Source organism: Rosettibacter sp. KY25 (assembly GCF_057554405.1).
This window is the reverse complement of sequence record NZ_BAAJAO010000008.1, coordinates 61,985-83,969: the sequence shown is the minus strand read 5'-3', so window position 1 is coordinate 83,969 and position 21,985 is coordinate 61,985. Positions and strand designations below refer to the sequence as shown.

Here is a 21,985-nt window from a genome sequence, read left to right as displayed (position 1 = left end):
TTAATTATCATGAGCTCTATCAAAAAATTTTCTCATAAAATTTAATAAAGCTGATAACATTTCTATATTTGAACTTCACAAATAAATTTTTTTAGGAATTATAAAAATGTTAATAGTTGCAGACGAAAATATTCCTCAGGTTAAAGAAGCATTTGGTGCTTTTGGTGAAGTAAAACTGCTTGCTGGAAGGTCAATTACGAATAAAGATTTGAAAGATGCTGATGTTCTTCTTGTGCGCTCAGTTACAAAAGTGAACAAAGATTTGCTTGATAATACCAATATTAAATTTGTAGCTACTGCAACAATTGGAACGGACCACATAGACAAAGATTATCTGAAAGAAAAAAATATTGCATTTGCAGATGCAGCCGGCTGCAATGCATATTCTGTAGCTGAATATGTTTTATGTGCTGTTACCTTTTTATTTTCTGAATTAAATAAAAAATTTAATGAAAGCTCAATTGGAATTATTGGATACGGCAACATTGGGAAAAAAGTAGCTAAGTTTACTCGTGCACTCGGATTTAAAGTTTTGATTAATGACCCGCCTCTTCAAAGAGAAGGATATCCCGAAGAATTTTGTTCTTTAGATGAAGCTCTCGCCTGCGATGTTGTAACATTTCATGTTCCGCTAAATAAAAGTGGGATTGATAAAACTTTTCATCTGTTAGATGAAAATAATATTGAATTGATAAAAGAAGGAGCATTGTTAATTAATACTTCACGTGGACCTGTTGTTGATAATAAGATTCTTAAAAAAAGATTACTCGAAAAAAAAGAGTTAATCACAGTTCTTGATGTTTGGGAAGATGAACCAAAGATTGATACTCAACTTCTTGAATTGGTAAATATTGGAACTCCTCATATAGCAGGTTATTCTTATGAAGGAAAAATTAACAGCACGGTTTTTATTTATAATAAATTTTGTGATTACATGAATGTCAAACCATCATGGCAGCCAGTATTAAGTAAAGTAGAAAATTCAGTTATCACTATTGAACCAAGTGAACAGATTGAAGAATTATTAAATAAGATTTGCAAAAAAGTTTATGATATAAATGAGGACAGCCTGCTTTTGAAAAAAGCAAAAAATTATAATCCTGATGAACTTGGAAAATATTTTGACAGCTTAAGAAAGCATTACAGAATAAGAAGAGAGTTTAATAATTACTCAATTCAATTAATAAGCAATGAAAATGAAACAATAAAAAAGATTTTAGAGACATTGAGATTTAGAATTTTATAACAAGCAGAAAAGCGAAAAAATCAGCCCGCCTATAAAAAATATTTGCAAATTTCTTTGTATTGCCTTATATTTTAAACCATAATTTACAAATTACCTAAAAAAATAAGAGCAAATATGATAGACGAATTAGATATTTCCATACTTAAAAAGCTCCAGGAAAATGGCAGAACAAAAAGAAGTGAATTGGCTGAGCTTATTGGCTTATCATTGCCTTCGCTTAGCGAAAGATTAAAAAAACTTGAAGACAATAATGTAATCGAGGGTTATTATGCAAAATTGAATCGTCATGTGTTTGGTTATGATATTATGGTTTTTATAGTTGTTTTTATGGATTCATCAAAAAATTATGAAAAATTAATTGAACATGTTAAAAAGACACCAGAAATATTGGAATGCCATGCAATTCTGGGAGAGGGTTCTCACATACTTAAGGCTGTTGTAAAAGATACAAAATCGCTGGAACAGCTTTTAAGCAAAATTCAATCCTGGCAGGGTGTAACGAGAACAGTTACAAATTTTGTATTATCAACAATCAAAGAAACAACAAAAATAAACATCTAAGGAGTAACTAAAATGGGTAAAACTGAATCACCTATTGAAAAGGTATTATCTTTTATCAAAGATAATAAAATCGAATTCATTGATTTCAAATTCATGGATTTTCCTGGACAGTGGCAGCATTTCACTGTTCCTGCAAATCAGCTGGATGAATCATCATTCGAAAGCGGCTTTGGATTTGATGGTTCATCAATCAGGGGCTGGAAAAGTATAAATGAAAGTGATATGTTAATTATTCCAGACCCAACAACAATGTTTGTAGACCCCTTCATTGAAGCACCAACTTTATCTTTAATTTGTGATGTATATGAACCAATCACAAAAGAAAAATATGCCCGCTGTCCAAGAAACATTGCACAAAAAGCAGAAGCTTATTTGAAATCTACTGGCATTGCAGATACATCTTATTTTGGTCCCGAAGCTGAATTTTTCGTTTTTGATGATGTTCGCTTTGATTCAGGACCAAACTTTGCATTTTATCAAATAGATTCTATTGAAGGAAAATGGAATTCTGGAAGAGAAGAAAATCCAAATCTTGGTTATAAACCTCGTTATAAAGAAGGTTATTTCCCTGTTCCTCCAACCGATAAGTTAATGGACTTAAGAAATGAAATGGTTCAGAATTTAATCAAAGTTGGAATCGAAGTAGAAGCTCAACATCATGAAGTTGCAAGCGGCGGTCAATGCGAAATTGATATGAAATTTCAACCATTATTAAGAGCTGCCGACCAATTACTAATGTTCAAATACATCGTAAAAAATACAGCAAGAAAACACAATAAAACTGTTACATATATGCCTAAGCCAATTTTTGGTGATAACGGAAGCGGCATGCATGTTCATGTTAGTTTGTGGTTGAAAGATAAACCATTATTTGCAGGCGGTGGCTATGCTGGATTAAGTGAAACAGCTTTGTATTTTATTGGCGGCTTGTTAAAACATGCACCTTCACTTCTTGCATTTACAAATCCAACTACAAATTCTTATAAGAGACTTGTTCCAGGTTTCGAAGCCCCGGTTAATCTTGCATATTCTCAAAGAAATAGAAGTGCTTCTATAAGAATTCCAATGTATTCACCTTCTCCAAAATCAAAGAGAATAGAGTTCCGTTGCCCAGACCCATCAAGCAATCCATATCTTGCTTTCTCGGCAATTTTAATGGCTGGTCTTGATGGAGTTATAAATAGAATTGATCCAGGCGAACCATTAGACAAAGATATTTATGACATGTCGCCTGAAGAATTGAAGAATGTGCCGTCAACTCCCGGTTCTTTGGATGCAGCATTAAAAGCTCTTGCAGATGACCATGAATATTTGCTCAAAGGTGATGTATTTACAGAGGATGTAATTAATGCATGGATAAATTATAAAATAGAAAAAGAAATTAAACCGATGGCACTTCGTCCTCATCCATTCGAATTCGAACAATACTTTGATGTTTAATCAGTAATCTAACATTAAAAGCCTGACGAAGAATTTTCTCTTCAGTCAGGCTTTTTTATTTGTAATTCAAAATTTATTTAGTACAGAAAAAATTTATCTAAATCTACATTCCCGCCAGAAATTATGATTACAATATTTTTATTGAGAAATTCTTCCCTGTTATCCCATACTACTGCAAGAGCAACTGCACTTGATGGTTCAACAATTATTTTCATTCTTTCCCATATTAATTTCATGCAGAAAATTATTGAATCTTCTTCTGCTGTTAAAATTTTATAAACATTTTTTTTGATTATAGAGAAAGTTTTCTCGGAAAGCTGGGTTAACAAACCATCGCAAATTGTTTGAGTATTCACGGAAGGATAAATTGTATTGTCACGAAATGAACGAAAAGCATCGTCAGCTCCTTTAGGTTCAGCTCCAATTACTTTTGCATAAGGGTAAAAATATTTTGTACTCAAAGAAGTTCCGCTTAATAATCCACCGCCTCCAACAGGAGCAATTATAAAATCGATTTTAAATTTGTCAGAAAGTTCTTCGAAAATTTCTTTTGCACAAGTTGCTTGTCCTGCTATTACGGAATAATTATCATAAGAATGAATAAATACAGCATTAGTTTTTTTGATTAATTCATTCAAAGTTTCTTCTCTTGATTTAAGATTGGGTTCACAGTAAATAATTTTTCCACCGTAAGTTTCAACTGCTTTCTTTTTAGAACTTAATGCTGTGCGAGGCATTACAATGTAAGATAGCACATTTCGAATTTTTGCTGAAAATGCTATTGCAGCAGCATGATTTCCTGATGAATGAGTTGCAATTCCATTTTTAATTTCATCATCAGTTAACGAGAGAACGGCATTACTTGCTCCTCTGATTTTAAACGCACCAATCTTTTGAAAATTTTCGCACTTGAAAAATAGATTGCAGCCGAATAAAGAATTAATCGAACTTGATGTTAATATAGGAGTTTTGTGGATATAATTTTTTATTCTTTCATGAGCTTGAATTATATCCTGATTCGAAGGCTCTTCTTGTAAAAACATTTTATTTAAAATGACTAATTCAAATCTGCTAAAATGTTCTGAAGTTTTTCAAGAGCTTTCTGCCAGTCATTTAATTTATTTTTTTCTCTTTCAATTACATCTGGTGGAGCTTTTGTAACAAAACTTTCGTTGGATAATTTTTTCTTTACTGATTCAAGAGAAGAAGTTAATCGCGCAATTTCTTTTTGAATTCTCTGTCGTTCAACATTTATATCAATCAAACCTTCAAGAGGCACAAAAATATCGCAACCTTTTACAACCGCAGATGCACTTGCTTTCGGTTTTTGAATTTCAGAATCAATTATTAATTGTTCAATTTTTACAAGGGATTTTATGTATTTACTTTGCTCTTCAGTAATTTTATCTGTTTTAAGATAAACATTGATTTGTTTAGCTGGAGGTATGTTCATTTCTCCGCGAATATTTCTGATTGCAGTAACAATATTTTGAACGAACTCAATTTCTTTTTCGGCTTCCTCATCAATCATTTTTTCATTGAATTCAGGGAAAGAAGTAATAGAAATACTTTCGCCCTCTTTTCTTTCATCAAGCATTTGCCAAATTTCTTCTGTAATAAATGGCATAAATGGATGAACGAGCTTCAGCATTTCTTCATACAATAGAATTGCTCTTGTTAAAAGAGCAGATTTTTCTTCGTCACTGCCGTGATATAATCTATATTTTGAAAGTTCAACATACCAATCACAGAAGTCATTCCATACATAAGAATAAATAATTTTTGATGCCGAATTAACTTCGAAGTTATCTATTGCATTGGTGAATTCTTTAATTGTTTTGTGGAAACGAGAATAAATCCATCTATCAGTAAAATCAATATGTTTATCTTTAAGCGATAAATCTATTTTAATGTTTTGAGCGTTCATCAATAAGAATCTTCCGGCATTCCAAATTTTATTTGCAAAGTTTCTTCCAATTTCGACCATTTCATTGCTGAAGTAAACATCTTGACCAAGTGGAGAAATGTAAGTCATAGTAAATCTCAGAGCATCAGCACCATATTCATTAATCAGATCGAGCGGGTCAGGTGAATTGCCAAGTGATTTACTCATCTTTCTGCCTTGAGTATCGCGCACAGTGCTTGTGAAGTAAACATCTTTGAATGGAATTTCATTCATAAAATGCATGCCGGCAATTATCATTCTTGCAACCCAGAAGAAGATTATATCTGGAGCAGTAACAAGAAGGTCTGTTGGATAATAATATTTTTGGTCACGTTCATTAGTAAAAACATCTTGAGCCCATAACCAGCTCGATGCCCATGTGTCAAGCACATCATCATCCTGACGCCAATTTTCAATATCTTTTGGAGGGTCAACTTCACAATAAATTTCGCCGGTTTCTTTGTGATACCAAACTGGAATTCTATGCCCCCACCATAATTGACGGGAGATGCACCAGTCTTTAATATTTGTCATCCAGTGTTCGTATGTTTTAATCCAGTGTTCCGGATGGAATTTGATTTTTCCTTCAAGAACAACTCTTAATGCCGGTTCAGCTAATTCTTTCATTCTCATGAACCATTGTTCTGAAAGATATGGTTCGATAGGAACATTACCTCTCTGTGAGTAACCGACTTTAGTTACATAATCTTCTTCTTTATGGAGTAATCCTAATTCTATGAATCTATCAATAACTTTTTTTCTTGCCTCGTATCTATCCAATCCCTGAAACTCAAAGGGAACATTTCCATTTGTTGTAGCATCTTCGTTGAAGATGTTAATTATTTCAAGATTATGTCTTAATCCCATATCATAATCATTAACATCGTGAGCAGGAGTTACTTTTACCGCACCAGTTCCAAAAGTCATATCAACATATTCATCAGCAAAAATTGGAATTTCTCTTCCAACGATTGGAAGAATAACTTTTTTGCCAATTAAATGTTTATATCTTTCATCTGCTGGATTAACTGCAACTCCGGTATCGCCAAGCATTGTTTCGGGTCGAGTAGTTGCAACAATAATAAATTCATTAGAACCCTTTACTGGATATTTCAAATACCAGAGTTTTCCTTTTACTTCTTTATAAAAAACTTCTTCATCAGAAATAGCAGATTTTGAAGCAGGGTCCCAGTTTACCATTCTGTATCCACGATAGATGTAGCCTTCTTTGTAAAGTCGAACAAAAGCTTCAATTACTTTTCGGTAGTAGTGGTCATCCATTGTAAAACGTTCACGCTGCCAGTCGCAGCTTACTCCAAGTTTTCTTAATTGTTGAAAAATTATTCCGCCATATTTTTCTTTCCATTCATAGCAATATCTTAAGAATTCTTCACGCGAAATCTTATCTTTTGTGATATGTCTTTCTTTAAGCATTGCAACTACTTTTGCTTCAGTTGCAATTGATGCATGGTCAATCCCCGGAACCCAACAGGCATTAAATCCTTTCATTCGTTTATAACGAATGTAAATATCCTGCAGAGTGTTATTAAGAATATGTCCAATATGAAGTATGCCTGTAATGTTTGGGGGAGGAATTACAATTGTGTATGGAGTTTTTGTTTCGTCAACTTCTGAATGATAAAGATTATGGTCATACCAGTATTTATACCATTTGTCTTCAACATCTTTTGGATTATAAGCTTTTGGAATATCAGAAAGACTTTTAGGACGCATTTGTAACTCAACTTATTCTGAAAATTAAATGCAAATATAAGAAAAGCATTTCGTTTTTACATTTGAAGAAATTTTGTAAGTAATGAATTTATTAATGTTTCTGTGATTTTAGATTATTACAAACTGGGTTTTAAGAAGCTTGGTTTCTTAAATATTTGATTTGTAAATCTTTGCGCCTTCTCTGCGTTCTCAGCGGTTAAAATTTATTAAACCGCAAAGTTCGCAAAGATTATTAAGAGATTTTTCGTCCGCCTTTTGCGGGATGATTTTTACTTCATTATTTTTTTAGGTTCTTCGCTTCGCTCAGAAAGACTTGATTGCTTTATTTTTATTTTGGGATTCTTCGTTCGCCTTTGTCGGACCCAAGAATGACACAAGTGAATAAGTCATGAAAGAATAATCTTAAAATAATTTCACGCGAAGACGCAAAGGATAAGAGATGCAAAGAAAAACTTTGCGGCTTTGCAACTTTGTGAGAAATAAAATTTTTGGGATTGCTTCATCCTAACAAAATTCATCACGATTTGCAATGACAGATTAAATCAGGAAAAATCAAAAAGTAAAAATGTTTTTGAACGAAGCTACCAGGTAAATTAAAAGAATTTCTCAAATTCTTTTTAATAGATTAGACTATAAAATCTATCTATTTCACTTTTCAATTCTTCTAAATTTATGTATCGAGATTTTCTTATGTGTTCTTTCCCTTCTATAAACAAAATAATTGTTGGAACCGTAAATATGCTGTATTGTGCTGCAGTTTCTTTTGATTCTTCAACATTTATGTAAAGAAAATTTATCATCGGAAATTCATTTTCAATTAACTCTTTTACTTTTGGTTTTAGAACTTTGCAAACATTACAATCATCCGTGCTGAAATATGCAAGAACAATTTTATGAGTTCTAAAATATTGAGTCGCTTCTTCAAATGTTAAAGCATTATTCATAGTTGTTTATGATTCCGAATTTTTATTTTCATTAATCTTAAATCTGATTCTCAACACTCCATTTTCATAACTTGTAGAAACAATTTTGAAAGAGCCAATTTCTTTTGTGGATTTAACATGAGGTCCGCTGCATAAACATTTATCATAATCACCAATTTTAATTACACGAAGAATATCGCCTGCTTCTTCTGGAAGACGATGAAGACTGAAATATTTTGCTGCTTCTTCTCGTTTCATAAATTCTTCTGTAATTGGCAAATCTTCTTCAATAAGTGAATTAATTTTTTCTTCTATTGTTTTAATTTCCTCTTCTGTTAAATTTCTGTTGAAGTGATAGTCACACTTTGATTTTTTCTTTTCAATGTGAGCACTGAATGCTCTTCCACAATTAAACATTTTATCCATTGTTCCATTCAAAAGATGTTCTGCAGAATGCATTGGAGGATAATATTCTTTTGGATTTACATTGTATTCCATTTTTGTTCTCGTTTTTTGATTAATAAATTTCTAATCTTTTTCGATATCAAGTTCTTTGCCGAGCAAATATTTAAACCAGAACTGAGTTTTCAATTTCAATGCATGATTTCTCAAAGGCATTGTAATACCATGACGCGCATTTGGATAAATCATCATTTCAAAATCTTTATTGAGTTTTTGTAATTCATAAATTAATTGAATTGAATTTTGCATGTGAACATTGTCGTCCATTGTGCCGTGTGTTATTAATAATTTACCTTTATAATTTTTTACATAATTAAGAACAGAAGAATTTTTATAACCTTCTTCATTTTCTTTTGGTGTGTCCATATATCTTTCTGTGTAAACATTATCATAAAGATGCCAGTCCATAACACCAAATTCTGCAATTCCATAATTGAAGTAATTTGAACCATAAGTTAGAGCGAGCGCAGTTACATAGCCTCCATAACTTCCACCGTTGATTGCAATTTTTGTAGTATCGATAAATGATTTTTTCTTAAGCCATTTTACAGCTTCGATATAATCATGCATTTCCCATTTGCCAAGATTACGATGCATTAAATCAATTCCTTTTTTGCCAAAGTGTCCAGAGCCGCGATGGTCAACTGAAATATAAATTATTCCGTTTTGAGCAAGATAATATGGTTCCATAAAGTATGGAAAAGAATTTCGAACAGTTGGTGTTCCAGGTCCGCCATAAATTGAAAATATTACAGGATATTTTTTGTTTTCATCAAAGTCTGGTGGCAAATACCAAATTGCAGGAAGTTGATATCCATCTTCAGTTGGTATTCTAAACATTTCTACTTTTGCAAGTTTATATTCATTCATAATAGAATTTTTTGAATCGCCAAGAGTTTTAATTTTTTTCCCATCAATTGTGCATAAATCAATTTTGGTTGGAGTATTAATGTTACTGAATCTGTCGTAAAAAAATTTTGCACTTGGAGAAATTGTGCATGTGTGAGTTCCTTCAACTGATGTAATTTGTTTAAGTCCTTTTCCATTCAGATTTACAACAAATAAATGTTTTTCGGTTGAGTTCTCATTCCATCCATGAAAATAAACTTTTTCTTTTGATTCATCCACAAATGCTATATCAAGAACAGTTAAATTGCTGTCTGTTAATTTTTGCTTGAGCTTTCCGTTCATATCATAATAATAAAGATGATACCAGCCGTCAACAGAAGTTCTTAATAAAAATCCTTTGTTGTTTTTGAGGAAATATAAATCTTCAAACCATTCAACCCATGTCTTTTGTGTTTCGTTGTAGAGTTCATTCAATTTCCCAGTTGATGTATCGACAAAATAAATTTTAATATTGTCTTGAGCTCTGTTCATCCATTGAATTGTAAGCTTGCCGTCAGAAGTCCAGAATGGCCATGCAATGTATTGGTCAATATTCTCATCAAAATCTGCCCAGATAATTTTTAGGTTATTCAAATCAACAATGCCAAATTTAACTTTTGGATTTGGGTCGCCTGCTTTAGGATAATGCTGAATTTCGAGTGAACCGTGTTGTCCGTCAGCTCGATAGAGCGGGAATTCTGGAACAGGAGAATCATCAAATCTTAGAAAACAAATTTTATCATTCTTTGGCGACCACCAGAATGCAGCATAACGACTTGCTCTGCCAAGTATTTCTTCATAATAAACCCAAGATGCCCAGCCATTGTAAATTAAATTGCTGCCATCAAATGTAAGCTGTATTTCTTTTTGTTTTTCTAAATCAAATACATAAAGATTGTTGTTTTTTGTATAAGCAATTTTTTTCCCGTCTGAAGAAAATTTTGGATTTTTTTCTTCAAGTGTATCTTTTGTTAATTGTAAGAATTTATTTTCTTTGTATGAATAGTAATACAAATCATTTTTTTCATTGAATAAAAATCCATTATAATCAGAAGATACAATTGCATCTTCAACATCAAAACCTTTTGGGAGATTTTCATTTATTTTTCTGTAATCAATAAAAATTTCAGAAGAGCCGTCTTTTACATTTACTTTCATCAGGACTGGTTGAAAAATAGATTTTGATGAATCTGATTTAACTTCAAGATAATGATTATCATCAAGCCAGCCTTTTAACTGAGGCAGCGGTTTTGTTAATCGAGGTTCTGCAAAATTATAAACCTGTTTATAAGTAAGATTCCTGTTTTGTGCAAATAAATTATTCTGAATTAAAACAAGAATTACTAAAAAGAAAATTTTGAATTTCATGCTGCACCTGTGTTAAATGAAAAATCTATTTAATTAAATTTTACCATGCATAAGCCTCTGGAGCCTGATTGCCTGGTCCAGGCCAGATTTCATCTAATTTTTTCAATACATCATCAGTTAATTTTAATTCAAGTGCTTTTACATTTTCTTCAAGCTGCTCTAATGTTCTTGGACCAATGATTGGCGATGTAACTGCAGGATTGCTTAAAACCCAGGCAAGTGCAACATCAGCCGGCTTTTGATTAATTTCTTTGCATAATTTTTCATAGGCTTCAAGTTGAGGGCGCAATTTTTCAACAGATTTTTGTAAGGCTTCTCTTGTTCTTCTTCCTTCTTTTACTCCTTCTAAAACTCCGCATAAAATTCCGCCGCCTAATGGACTCCACGGAATTAATCCTATTCCAAGTGCTTTACAGGCGGGAATTACTTCAAGCTCGATATGTCTGTTTCTTAAACTATAAATACTTTGTTCAGAAACAATACCAAGAAAATTTCTTTCTTTTGCTTTATAATGTGCTTCAACAAGATTCCATGCAGCAAAGTTAGAACTTCCTACATAAATTATTTTACCTTCTCTCATAAGCTGTTCCATTGCCTGATAAATCTCTTCCCATGGAGTGTTGCGGTCAATATGATGCATCTGATATAAATCAATGTGGTCTGTTTGTAGTCTTCTTAAACTATCTTCACAAGCTTTTCTTATGTGATAAGCAGAAAGCTTTGAATCATTTGGTCCATCTCCCATTTTGCCATAGACCTTTGTAGCAAGAACAATTTTATCTCTTCTGCTTTTATCTTCAGAAAGCCATCTGCCTATTATTTGTTCTGTAAAACCAACGCCCTTTTCCCAACCGTAAACATTTGCTGTGTCAAAAAAATTTATTCCAAGTTCGAGTGCACGACTCATAATTTTAAAACTTTCTTCTTCACTTGTGTAAGGACCAAAATTCATGGTTCCTAAACAAAGTCGGCTTACTTTTAATCCAGTTCTGCCTAAGTAAGTGTATTCCATTTTGATTCCCTTTCTTTTTTGTTTATTAGCAAAAATATAAAAACAATATTTTTTTAACACATGTTTATTCTCATTTCAATAATATGAAATATATATTTGTAAGCGAAATATGATGGGGAATAATTATGAAACAGATAAAATTTTTTTTGATTGTCTCAATTCTTTTTGTAAGCAGTTATTATGCTCAAACAATTAATGTTAAAGATGCATGGGCGCGGGTTTCTGCAAAAGGGAGTAACTCAGCTGCTTATTTCAAAGTTATAAACAATAGTAATAAAAATGATACTTTAGTTGGTGCTCAATCCAATTCTGCTGAAATTGTTGAAATTCATGAAACTTTCAAAGAGAACAATAAAATGGGAATGCGTGCAGTTAAATTTGTTGATCTTCCTGCTAAATCCGAAATAAATTTCAAACCAGGCGGACTTCATATTATGTTGATTAATCTAAATAGAAGCTTGAAGAGTAATGATACAATTAACCTTGTTCTAAAATTTAAGCACTCAAAGGAAATTAAATTGAAAGTGCCCGTAAAGGATATGACAAATCCGATGATGCATTAAAAATTTTTTTGATGTTCGAATACATGACCACATATCAGACAAATCCAGTCTGATGTGTGGTTTTCAATTTTTTTGTTGTCCAAAATCATCGTAATGTTTGAATTGCAGAAAGGACAAATTGCATTTTGAAAAAAATGATTCCCTTCTTTTTCATTCTTTGATGTATTTCTATCAACTTCTTTTTCATTATTTGGGTTGTTCATTATTTCCTCCGGTTTATTATTTCTATTCCAAGCTAATATTTTTTCTGTCAAATTAAAAAAATTTTCGTCTTCAATCTCAAAAAGAATTGATTTAATTTAACAGTGAAAGATAAGAGTTAATTTTTCTTCTGAATAAAATTGAGAATGAAAATGGAATCACTGAAAAAAATTTTTTATCCAGAATCAATTTGCATTGTTGGAGCCTCAAGCAAAGAAAAAAGTATTGGCTATGAATTGTTGAAAAATATTCGTGATTATGGTTATAAAGGGAAAATATTTCCTGTCAATCCAAAAGCTGGTGAAATTTTATTTTACAAATGTTATCACACAGTCGAAGAAATTTCTGAAAAAATTGATTTAGCAATTGTTGTTGTTCCAAAGAATATAGCAGAAGAATCTATTATTTCATTATTGAATAAAAAGGTTAAGTCAATAATTCTTGTTACAGCAGGCTTTAAGGAAATTGGGAAAGAAGGAAAAGAATTAGAGACTAGAATTTTGAAATTAATTAAAAATTCTGGTGCAAGATTGGTTGGTCCAAATTGTATGGGAGTAATAAATACTCTTGATGAAATTAAACTCAATGCAACTTTTGTAGCAGAAAAACCAGAGATTGGTTCAACAGGATTTTTATCTCAAAGCGGAGCTCTTGGAGCAGCAGTTCTTAATTCACTTAGAGTAACTGATATTAAATTTGCTCACTTTATAAGTGTTGGAAACAAAGCCGATGTAAATGAAAACGATATTCTGGAATTCTGGCAGGAAGATAAAAACATTAAAACAATTGCACTTTATCTTGAAAGTTTTGTTGATGGAGAAAGTTTTATAAAAAAGTTTATCGAAAGAAAAATTGATAAACCAGTTATAGTTCTAAAAGCTGGAAGAACTCAAAGCGGAATGAAAGCTGCAATATCTCATACAGGGGCAATGAGTACAACAGATAAAATAGTTGATGCTGTTTTAAATCAATTTGGAATTATTCGAGCAGAAAATTTGAATGAGCTTTTTAATACTGCAAAAGGATTTGAAAATTTTCCCATGCCGAAAGGAAATAAAATTGCTGTTGTAACAAATGCTGGAGGTCCTGCAATTCTTTGTGCAGATAAAATCGAAAAAGAAGGATTGATATTATCTTCGTTATCAATAGAGACAAAAGAAAAATTAAGAAAAATTATTCACCCTGAAGGAAGTGTTGAAAATCCAGTTGACCTTCTGCCAAATGGAGATGCACAAACATTTAAGAAAGTTATTGAAACAATAATTCAAGATGAAAATGTTGATGCTGTAATTTCAATTTTTGTTGAGCCGGTTATGGTTTCTGCTTTTGATGTAATTGAAGAGATAAACTCAATTCAGAGCAGTAAACCAATATTTCAAGTTGCAATGCCTTTGCCTGAATTCTGGCAGTATTATCGAATTAATTCAAAATATAAATTGCCAATTTTTAGAAATCCAGAAGACCCGCCAGAAATTATTTCTAATATGCTCTTTTATTTTCAAAAAAGTATAAATCAAAATAAGCATCTGTTTTTCTCTTCAAGTGAAAAAAAAGATTTTGCATTTCAATCAAATCAAGTTTTGAATCATTCAGATATTGAAGAACTTTTTTCTGAATATGGTATTCCTTTAGTTCAAAGCAAAATATGTTTGCCAGATGATTTGAAAAACATAGAACTAAATTTTTATCCTCTTGTTCTTAAAGGACTTTCAAAAAATTTAACTCACAAAACAGAAGCAAAAGCAGTTGCATTGAATATTAAAAATATGGAAGAACTTTTGACTGCTGCCAGAAATATTGAAAACAATTTAACTCAAAGCGGATATGAACTTGAGCAATTTTTAATTCAAAAATATATTAAGCCAATGCATGAAATATTGATTGGCGGCTATAGAGATGTTTCTTTTGGACCAATAATAATGTTTGGACTTGGCGGAAAATATGTTGAAGTATTTGATGATGTATCAATCAAATCATGTTATTTAAGCAATGAAGATGTTGAAGAGATGATTGCATCAACAAAAATTGGGAAAATACTTTCAGGTGTGCGGAATGAAAAATTTAGTAACATAAATGAATTAAAAAGAATAATTAAATCATGTGCGAAAATGATGATTGAAAATCCTTCGATTAAAGAATTTGATATAAATCCATTAATAATTGACAGTAAGAATAATCTTTATGCAGTTGATGTAAGAATTAAAATGAGTTGATAGTTTTTAAGTATGTGAAAAAGTGAATTTCTTTTGCATTTCATAATTTGGAAATAGTGATTATAATTTTAGAAACAAGTTTGTGAACTATGCCGCTTAGAAATTTATTCATCGATTTCAATTCATTTTTTGCTTCGTGCGAACAGCAGCAGTTCCCTCATTTAAGAGGAAAACCAGTTGCAGTAGTTCCAGTTAAAGCAGATACAACTTGCTGCATTGCTGCAAGTTACGAAGCAAAAAAATATGGAATTAAAACAGGAACACTCGTTGCTGATGCTAAGAAAGTGTGTCCAGATTTAATTATAGTTCAAGCACGTCATCGAGTTTATATCGAGTATCACCATAAACTTGTTCAAGCAGTCGAATCCTGTATTCCAGTTGATAGTGTTTTTTCGATTGATGAAATGTCATGCACATTAATTGGTAAACAACAAATTCGTGAAAACGCAATTGAACTTGCAAAAAAAATTAAAAAAACAATTTACGAGCAGGTTGGTGAATGTTTAAGATGTTCAATTGGAATTGCCCCAAATCAATATCTTGCTAAAACAGCAACAGATATGCAAAAGCCCGATGGACTCGTTGTTATTGAAGAAAAAGATTTGCCGCAGATTTTATATTCATTGAAATTGAATGACCTTGTTGGAATTGGAAGAAGAATGGAACCTCGCTTAAAAAAATTTGGAATTGATACAGTTGAAAAACTTTGTAATGCAAGTAAATCTATGTTAAGAAAAGTTTGGGGAGGGATTGAAGGTGAAAGAATGTATATGCAGTTGCGCGGCGAAGTTGTTAAAAGACCTCCTACACATCGAACAACAGTTGGACATTCGCATGTAATGCCTCCGGAATTTCGTTCAAAAGAAGGAGCTTATTCAGTATTGCATAGGCTTTTGCAAAAAGCCGCAATGAGATTGAGGTATATGGGTTTTGTATGTGCTACAATGTCTATAAAAGTAAAATTTATGAATGGTAAAAAATGGCGCAATGAAATTTCATTTAATCATACACAAAATACTTTGCTGCTTATAAAAGCTTTTGAAGAAATGTGGAAATTTTATCCTTCAACAAGTGAAAAACCTTTAGCTGTTGCAGTTACGTTATATAATTTAATGCCAGAGAATCAATACACACTTTCACTTTTTGAAGATGACGAAAAATTTCAATCTCTCAACCATGCAATTGATTTGTTAAATAAAAAATATGGATATGGAGCAGCATACTTTGCCGGTTCACATTTTGCAATTAATTCAGCACCAATGAGAATAGCATTTACTCAAATTCCAAATCTGGAAATTGAAGAGGATGATATAGAAGAGATATAAATAAATAGAGTATCCTAATATTGTTATCGAAGTTGGAAGTATTATATTTATTCTTTACATATTAAAATGTGATTTTTAATATCATTTTTTTCTAATACTAGCCCCAAATTTTTGATATTTCCCACGTATAGAGTTTTGTAAACAATTTCAATAACATCAGGATTTTTATAGAGTAATTCAAAGAACTCTTCGGTTTTAAATTTAATAATATATGCTTTATTAATATCGAAATTCTCCTCAGAAATAAACAATGAATTATTAAGCAATTTGGTCCAGAAATTTTTCTTATTAATAATGTATGATTTAGACCAGTTTTTATTCTTGTAAATATTTATAGAATCTGCACGTATTACAAGAGGGATTATTAATGGGCATGTAATATTAAATCCATTATGAAAACCAGGCTCATATGAAGCTAAACTTAAAACAAATTGACAACCCTGTGCAATAATATCGTTCTCCCATTTTACTGGTTCTGTAAAAATTGGCTCACCCAAGTTATTAACCATGACCCTGATATATAATTTGTGAGGTTTTATTTCTTCATCAATATTTGGATAGATAAGTTGTGCATTTACTTTTTCAAAACTCTTTATATTGGGCAATTTATCGATACCTATATAAAAAGAAACGGGTTCATCTAAGTATTTATTATAATAAATATAATCATATCTATAAATTAAAGAATCAATTATTTTTTTATAAGATTTTTCATTTTCTAAAACTACTTTGGATAATTCATAAGTTAAAAAACCTGATTTTAACTGTGAAGAAGTATTACTATTGATGATTTTACAATATTCTTTAATTTTATTTGCAAATGGGCAAAAAATGCTAATATATCTTTTAGGTTTCGTAAAATGAAATTTTATGTCCCCTGTAAACATTATACTATCATTTATTTTCCATAAGTAGTTAGTTTTATTATATGTTTTATTATCTAATAATTTTATGTTGATTAATTTTTTCTTAGAAAGATAGTTTAGCATGTCTGTAAGGAAAGAATTATGTTCAGAATAATAATTATCATAATAAATTGTATCTTTTAATCTAGAACTGTTTATGATAAGATATTTAATAAAATTTGATGGAGATGTATTGGTTAGTGAAGAATAACCTTCTAATGGATAGTTATATTCATTTACTGGTATATTATTAGAAAAATAATAAACTGATTTGTTATAATATTTTGTATAGGAACTACATTTATCAAAGTTAAATGTGATTAAATAATTATCTACAGTAGTATTATTAATTCTATGTTCTATTAAGTTTTTGTGTAGTCTTATAATTGGTTTTAGACCGTTGTTTATTTGAGAGTAATTAATTGACACATTCTTAGGTTGTAGTGAAAAAATATTTATAATTTTCTTATTAGCAGTCTTATGGGGTCTAAAATACCAGTTCAAATCGGTAAAACTATTATTTATGTTGGAATTATTGTTCCTTTCTAAAATAGTATAATATACAATTACAACTTTCCTAAATTGATGCTTGTTTACAGGAAATATTCTTAATATGAAATAACCTGGGAAAGTTGTTGTTAAATATGCTGGGTCAAGTTTTTTTCCTACTATTTTTCTGTATAAATTCCAACCAATAGTTTTTTGAAATGATCTTGCTTTTGTCAATTTATTATCTATATCAAGATATAAATTTTCAACAAAAGAACATTTATTTGTATTAAAACTAAAAATTGCTTCTAAACTGTCTTTTTCAGTAGGATTGTAAAAATATAATTCTACAGAAGTTTTATTTATAACCCCATAAAATTCAGTATTGATTGCTAATGAATCTAATATTACCTGCCCAAATGAAATTCCATTAAAGATAAATACTATTATTAATAATTTATTATAGTATTTCATTTATTAATAATTCTTTGTTAATAATTTATTAAATATTATTTTTTCTCAAACACTAATTTTCCAGCACCTGGATAACGAACAACAACAGTATCTCCTGCTTCGTATTTATTCATTAGCAATTCAGTAGCAAGTGGATTGATTAAATATTTCTGAATGGTTCGCTTCAATGGTCGAGCACCATAAGTTACATCATAACCATGTTCCATCAAGAAATCTTTTACATCTTCTTCAACTTCAAGGGATAAACCTTTTTCAGCAAGCATGTTGCCAACTTTTTGTAATTGTATGTCGATAATTTGTTTAATCTCATTTTTCAGTAATGGTTTGAAAAGAACAATTTCATCAATACGATTTAAGAACTCTGGTCTGATTGTCTGCCGTAATAATTCAGTCAAAGCAATTCTTAATTCTCCCATTACATATTCAAAATTATTTTCGTCTATCACACTTAGTTTTTCTTGTATTAAATGAGAACCAAGATTTGAAGTCATTATAATAATTGTATTTTTGAAATCAACAGTTCTACCTTTATTATCAGTTAATCTGCCGTCATCCAAAACTTGAAGCAGAATATTAAATACATCAGGATGAGCTTTTTCAATTTCATCAAGCAGAACAACCGAGTAAGGTCTGCGGCGAACAGCTTCTGTTAATTGACCTCCTTCTTCATAGCCGACATAACCTGGGGGAGCGCCAATTAAACGAGATACAGAGAATTTTTCCATATATTCACTCATGTCAATTCTGACCATTGCACGTTCATCATTGAACAAAAATTCAGCTAATGCACGTGCAAGTTCTGTTTTACCAACACCAGTTGTTCCAATAAAGATAAATGAACCAATTGGACGATTAGTATCTTGAAGTCCAGCACGCGACCTTCTAATTGCATTAGCAACAGCTGCAACAGCATCATCTTGACCTACAACTCGTTTATGAAGTTCTTCTTCGAGACGCAATAATTTTGTTCTTTCACTTTCAAGCATTCTGCTTACTGGAATTCCTGTCCATTTAGCAACTACCTCTGCAACATCTTCGGCATCCACTTCTTCCTTCAACATTTTATTTTGTTTTTGAATCTCGGCAAGTTCTTCAGTTTCTTTTTTAAGTTTTCTTTCAAGTTCATTAATTACTCCATAACGAAGTTCTGCAACTTTGCCAAGGTCTCCTTCTCTTTCATATCTATCGGCTTCAGCTTTAGCTTTTTCGATTTCACTTTTCATTGAACGAATTTTTTGAATCTTTTCTTTTTCAAGCAGCCAGTGACTTCTTAATCTGTTTCTTTCTTCTTCGAGTTCACTTAATTCTTTTTGCAGTTCTTCAAGTCTCGAAGCAGAATCAGAATCTTTTTCTCGCTTAAGAGCTTCGCGTTCAATTTCTAATTGTTTTACTTTTCTTTCAATTGCATCAAGTTCTTCGGGCATTGAATCAATTTCAATTCTTAATTTTGATGCAGCTTCGTCAATCAGGTCGATTGCTTTATCAGGTAAAAATCTGTCTGTAATGTATCGATTGGAAAGCTGAACTGCTGCAACTATAGCACCGTCTGTAATTCGAACACCATGGTGAACTTCGTATCGTTCTTTTAATCCGCGTAAAATCGAAATTGAATCTTCTTCGTTTGGTTCTGCAACATAAACAGGTTGAAATCTTCTTTCGAGTGCAGCATCTTTTTCAATGTATTTGCGGTATTCATCGAGTGTTGTTGCACCAATTGCATGAAGTTCTCCGCGTGCAAGAGCTGGTTTCAAAATGTTAGCTGCATCCATTGAACCTTCAGCTCTGCCTGCACCAACAAGAAGATGAAGCTCGTCAATGAATAAAATTATTTCACCATTCGATTCCTGAACTTCTTTTACAACTGCTTTTACTCTCTCTTCAAATTGACCCCGATATTGAGTACCAGCAACCAAAGCCCCCATATCAAGTGCAACAATTCTTTTTGTCTTTAATGTTTCAGGAACATCTCCAGCAACAATTCTATGAGCAATTCCTTCTGCTATTGCAGTTTTACCAACGCCAGGTTCACCAATCAAAACAGGATTATTTTTTGTTCTTCTTGAAAGAACTTGAAGAACTCTTCGGATTTCTTCATCTCTTCCAATGACTGGATCAAGTTTGTTGGAACGAGCAAGTTCATTTAAATCTCTTCCATATTTTTTTAATGCTTGATATGTATCTTCTGGATTTTGTGATGTAACTCTTTGTGTGCCTCGAATATCTTTTAATGCTGCAAGTAATACATTTTTGTTTATGCCATTTTCTCGAAGCAGTTTTCCAGTAACTCCATCATCTTCACTTAAAGCAAGTAAAATATGTTCTGTTGAAACATATTCATCTTTAAGAGCTTTAGCTTCTTCGAAAGCTTTATCAAATAATCTTGCTGAATGCATAGAAAGCTGTTGACTTCCAAGACCAGCGCCTGTAACCTTAGGCAGTCTTTCAAGCAGTTCACCAACTTTTATTTTTATTAAATTAACATTTCCACCAGCTTTTTGTATTGTAGAAACAGCAACACCATTTGAATCCTGAAGCAACGCCGCAAGAATATGTTCAGGTTCAACAATCTGGTTGTTGTAATTCTGTGCAATTTCAACAGCTTCCTGAATTGTTTCCTGAGCTTTTACTGTAAATTTGTTAAAATTAAATGCCATAATTTCTCACCTATTTTTTTCGCTCATACAAAATTAATTTAATAAAGTTTCATAATAAATAAAAAAATACTAATCAAAACATTACTAACTCGTAATATAATAAATCTTAATACTGATTCTTTTCAATTACCTTGTTACTGCTTTTCTTTTATTTTAATTTTGCATTTCAATTTGAAAGAATTTTTATGTCACAAATACTATCACAAAACGAAGATACAATAGTTGCACTTGCTACTCCTCCAGGAATTGGTGCAATATCTGTTATAAGAGTAAGCGGACCGGAAACTTTTGCTAAAGTAGATAAAATATTTCAAGGCAAAAGAAAAATTACAGAAAGTCCAACGCACACAATTCATTATGGTAAAATAATTGATTCGAATAATGAAATAATAGATGATGTTTTAATTTCAGTTTTTCGAGCTCCTAATTCATATACTGGAGAAGACTCAGTTGAAATTAGCACGCATGGAAGTCAATTAATTGTAGAAAAAATAATTTCTTTGCTTGTTGAACAAGATATCAGATTAGCAGAGCCAGGTGAATTTACTAAACGAGCTTTTCTAAATGGTAAAATGGACCTTGCTCAAGCAGAAGCAGTTGCAGATGTAATTAATTCAAGAACAGAAGCATCGCTACGTGGTGCAAGAAATCAACTTGATGGCATTCTTTCAAAAAAAGTCGATTCATTGAGAGAAAAACTAATTAATACATCTTCTTTGATTGAATTAGAACTTGATTTTGCTGAAGAAGATATTGAACTTTTGCCGGTAGAACAAATTTTGAAGAATATTAATGAAATAGAAAATGAAATAGATAACTTATTGAGCACATTTTCCTTTGGAAGAGTAATAAGAGATGGGGTTAATGTTGCATTGGTTGGAAAACCAAATGTAGGTAAATCATCACTATTGAATTATTTGCTTAAAGAAGCAAGAGCAATTGTAAGTGAAATTCCTGGAACAACACGAGATGTAATTCGAGAAGAATTAACAATTGATGGAATATTATTTAGACTTCATGACACTGCAGGCATTAGAATGACTGAAGATGCGATTGAAAAAGAAGGAGTTTTAAGAAGCCGAAATGTGGTGAAAGATGCAGATATAGTTTTATTTTTGAATGATGTAGAAACAGGATTTGATAATGAACTTTTTGAAGAAATTTTATCATTAAATAAGGAAGACAAAATATTAAAGGTGGTAAACAAAATAGATTTGAAGAAGATTAATGATAATAGATTTGATGTTGGGATTTCTGCAAAAACAGGGGAAGGAATCGAAAATTTATTTCATAAATTAAAAGAAAAAGCAATTGGAACAAATGTCTACACAGAAAAAACAGCGATTGTATCTAACATAAGACATTATAATGCACTCAAAAAAGCAAAAGAGCATCTAATAAATGCAAAAAATTCAATCTTAGAAAAGTTAACAGGAGAATTTATTGCTGTTGATTTAAGAAATGCTGAAAATGCTTTAAGTGAAATTATAGGCAAAGTTACAACGGACGATATATTAAATAATATATTTTCAAAATTTTGCATTGGGAAATAAATCAGTTTCACGTGAAACCTTAAAAATTT

At 31.3% G+C, this 21,985-nt stretch carries 16 protein-coding genes; 7 read left to right on the top strand and 9 right to left on the bottom strand.

Annotated elements, in window-relative coordinates; all coding sequences use genetic code 11:
* Positions 1-106 precede the first annotated feature (106 nt).
* From AC27L2_RS06715 to glnA, 3 genes are all read left to right on the top strand, one after another.
* Positions 107-1,246, top strand: coding sequence for a 4-phosphoerythronate dehydrogenase (locus tag AC27L2_RS06715; protein ID WP_487210945.1), 1,140 nt, complete (start codon positions 107-109; stop codon positions 1,244-1,246).
* 114 nt (positions 1,247-1,360) lie between these two features.
* Complete coding sequence (locus AC27L2_RS06710; RefSeq protein WP_487210944.1) at positions 1,361-1,807, top strand: Lrp/AsnC family transcriptional regulator; 447 nt, start codon at positions 1,361-1,363, stop codon at positions 1,805-1,807.
* A gap of 12 nt (positions 1,808-1,819) precedes the next feature.
* Positions 1,820-3,247 (top strand): type I glutamate--ammonia ligase, encoded by a 1,428-nt coding sequence (gene glnA / locus AC27L2_RS06705; protein WP_487210943.1) that lies wholly within the window; start codon positions 1,820-1,822, stop codon positions 3,245-3,247.
* Positions 3,248-3,324: 77 nt separating this feature from the next.
* Here glnA and AC27L2_RS06700 read toward each other — a convergent pair whose 3' ends face one another.
* The 6 genes from AC27L2_RS06700 to AC27L2_RS06675 all read right to left on the bottom strand — a co-directional run bounded on the left by AC27L2_RS06700 (position 3,325) and on the right by AC27L2_RS06675 (position 11,579).
* On the bottom strand, positions 3,325-4,290 hold the full coding sequence (locus AC27L2_RS06700; protein WP_487210942.1) for a pyridoxal-phosphate dependent enzyme: 966 nt from the start codon (positions 4,288-4,290) through the stop codon (positions 3,325-3,327).
* Positions 4,291-4,304: 14 nt separating this feature from the next.
* On the bottom strand, positions 4,305-6,926 hold the full coding sequence (locus AC27L2_RS06695) for a valine--tRNA ligase (RefSeq protein ID WP_487210940.1): 2,622 nt from the start codon (positions 6,924-6,926) through the stop codon (positions 4,305-4,307).
* A gap of 617 nt (positions 6,927-7,543) precedes the next feature.
* Positions 7,544-7,870 (bottom strand): thioredoxin family protein, encoded by a 327-nt coding sequence (locus AC27L2_RS06690; protein WP_487210939.1) that lies wholly within the window; start codon positions 7,868-7,870, stop codon positions 7,544-7,546.
* A gap of 6 nt (positions 7,871-7,876) precedes the next feature.
* Positions 7,877-8,347 (bottom strand): alanyl-tRNA editing protein, encoded by a 471-nt coding sequence (locus AC27L2_RS06685; RefSeq protein WP_487210938.1) that lies wholly within the window; start codon positions 8,345-8,347, stop codon positions 7,877-7,879.
* A 30-nt stretch (positions 8,348-8,377) separates the two neighbouring features.
* Positions 8,378-10,567, bottom strand: a complete 2,190-nt coding sequence (locus AC27L2_RS06680; protein ID WP_487210937.1) for a S9 family peptidase — start codon at positions 10,565-10,567, stop codon at positions 8,378-8,380.
* Between the two features lie 40 nt (positions 10,568-10,607).
* Entirely contained in the window at positions 10,608-11,579 is a 972-nt protein-coding gene (locus tag AC27L2_RS06675; protein ID WP_487210936.1) for an aldo/keto reductase, read from the bottom strand.
* A gap of 125 nt (positions 11,580-11,704) precedes the next feature.
* Here AC27L2_RS06675 and AC27L2_RS06670 point away from each other — a divergent pair, with 125 nt between their 5' ends.
* Positions 11,705-12,142 carry a copper chaperone PCu(A)C gene (locus AC27L2_RS06670; protein WP_487210935.1) on the top strand — a complete coding sequence of 146 codons (438 nt, stop codon included), beginning with the start codon at positions 11,705-11,707 and terminating at the stop codon, positions 12,140-12,142.
* On the opposite strand, the gene AC27L2_RS06665 is transcribed toward AC27L2_RS06670, so the two are convergent.
* Entirely contained in the window at positions 12,139-12,345 is a 207-nt protein-coding gene (locus AC27L2_RS06665; RefSeq protein WP_487210934.1) for a hypothetical protein, read from the bottom strand. The genes AC27L2_RS06670 and AC27L2_RS06665 overlap by 4 nt on opposite strands.
* Positions 12,346-12,495: 150 nt before the next feature.
* Here AC27L2_RS06665 and AC27L2_RS06660 point away from each other — a divergent pair, with 150 nt between their 5' ends.
* Together AC27L2_RS06660 and AC27L2_RS06655 are read left to right on the top strand one after the other, a co-directional pair.
* Positions 12,496-14,556: an acetate--CoA ligase family protein gene (locus tag AC27L2_RS06660; protein ID WP_487210933.1), complete on the top strand. Its 2,061-nt coding sequence runs from the start codon at positions 12,496-12,498 to the stop codon at positions 14,554-14,556.
* An 89-nt stretch (positions 14,557-14,645) separates the two neighbouring features.
* The gene (locus AC27L2_RS06655; RefSeq protein WP_487210932.1) at positions 14,646-15,881 is read left to right on the top strand and encodes a DNA polymerase Y family protein; all 1,236 of its coding nucleotides are present in this window, start codon (positions 14,646-14,648) and stop codon (positions 15,879-15,881) included.
* Positions 15,882-15,928: 47 nt separating this feature from the next.
* Here AC27L2_RS06655 and AC27L2_RS06650 read toward each other — a convergent pair whose 3' ends face one another.
* Positions 15,929-17,749: a VIT domain-containing protein gene (locus tag AC27L2_RS06650; protein WP_487210931.1), complete on the bottom strand. Its 1,821-nt coding sequence runs from the start codon at positions 17,747-17,749 to the stop codon at positions 15,929-15,931.
* Positions 17,750-17,784: 35 nt separating this feature from the next.
* Positions 17,785-20,403, bottom strand: a complete 2,619-nt coding sequence (gene clpB, locus AC27L2_RS06645; RefSeq protein WP_487210930.1) for an ATP-dependent chaperone ClpB — start codon at positions 20,401-20,403, stop codon at positions 17,785-17,787.
* Between the two features lie 185 nt (positions 20,404-20,588).
* Between clpB and mnmE the strand changes: the two genes are divergently transcribed.
* On the top strand, positions 20,589-21,956 hold the full coding sequence (gene mnmE, locus AC27L2_RS06640) for a tRNA uridine-5-carboxymethylaminomethyl(34) synthesis GTPase MnmE (protein ID WP_487210929.1): 1,368 nt from the start codon (positions 20,589-20,591) through the stop codon (positions 21,954-21,956).
* The last annotated feature ends 29 nt before the right edge of the window (positions 21,957-21,985 follow it).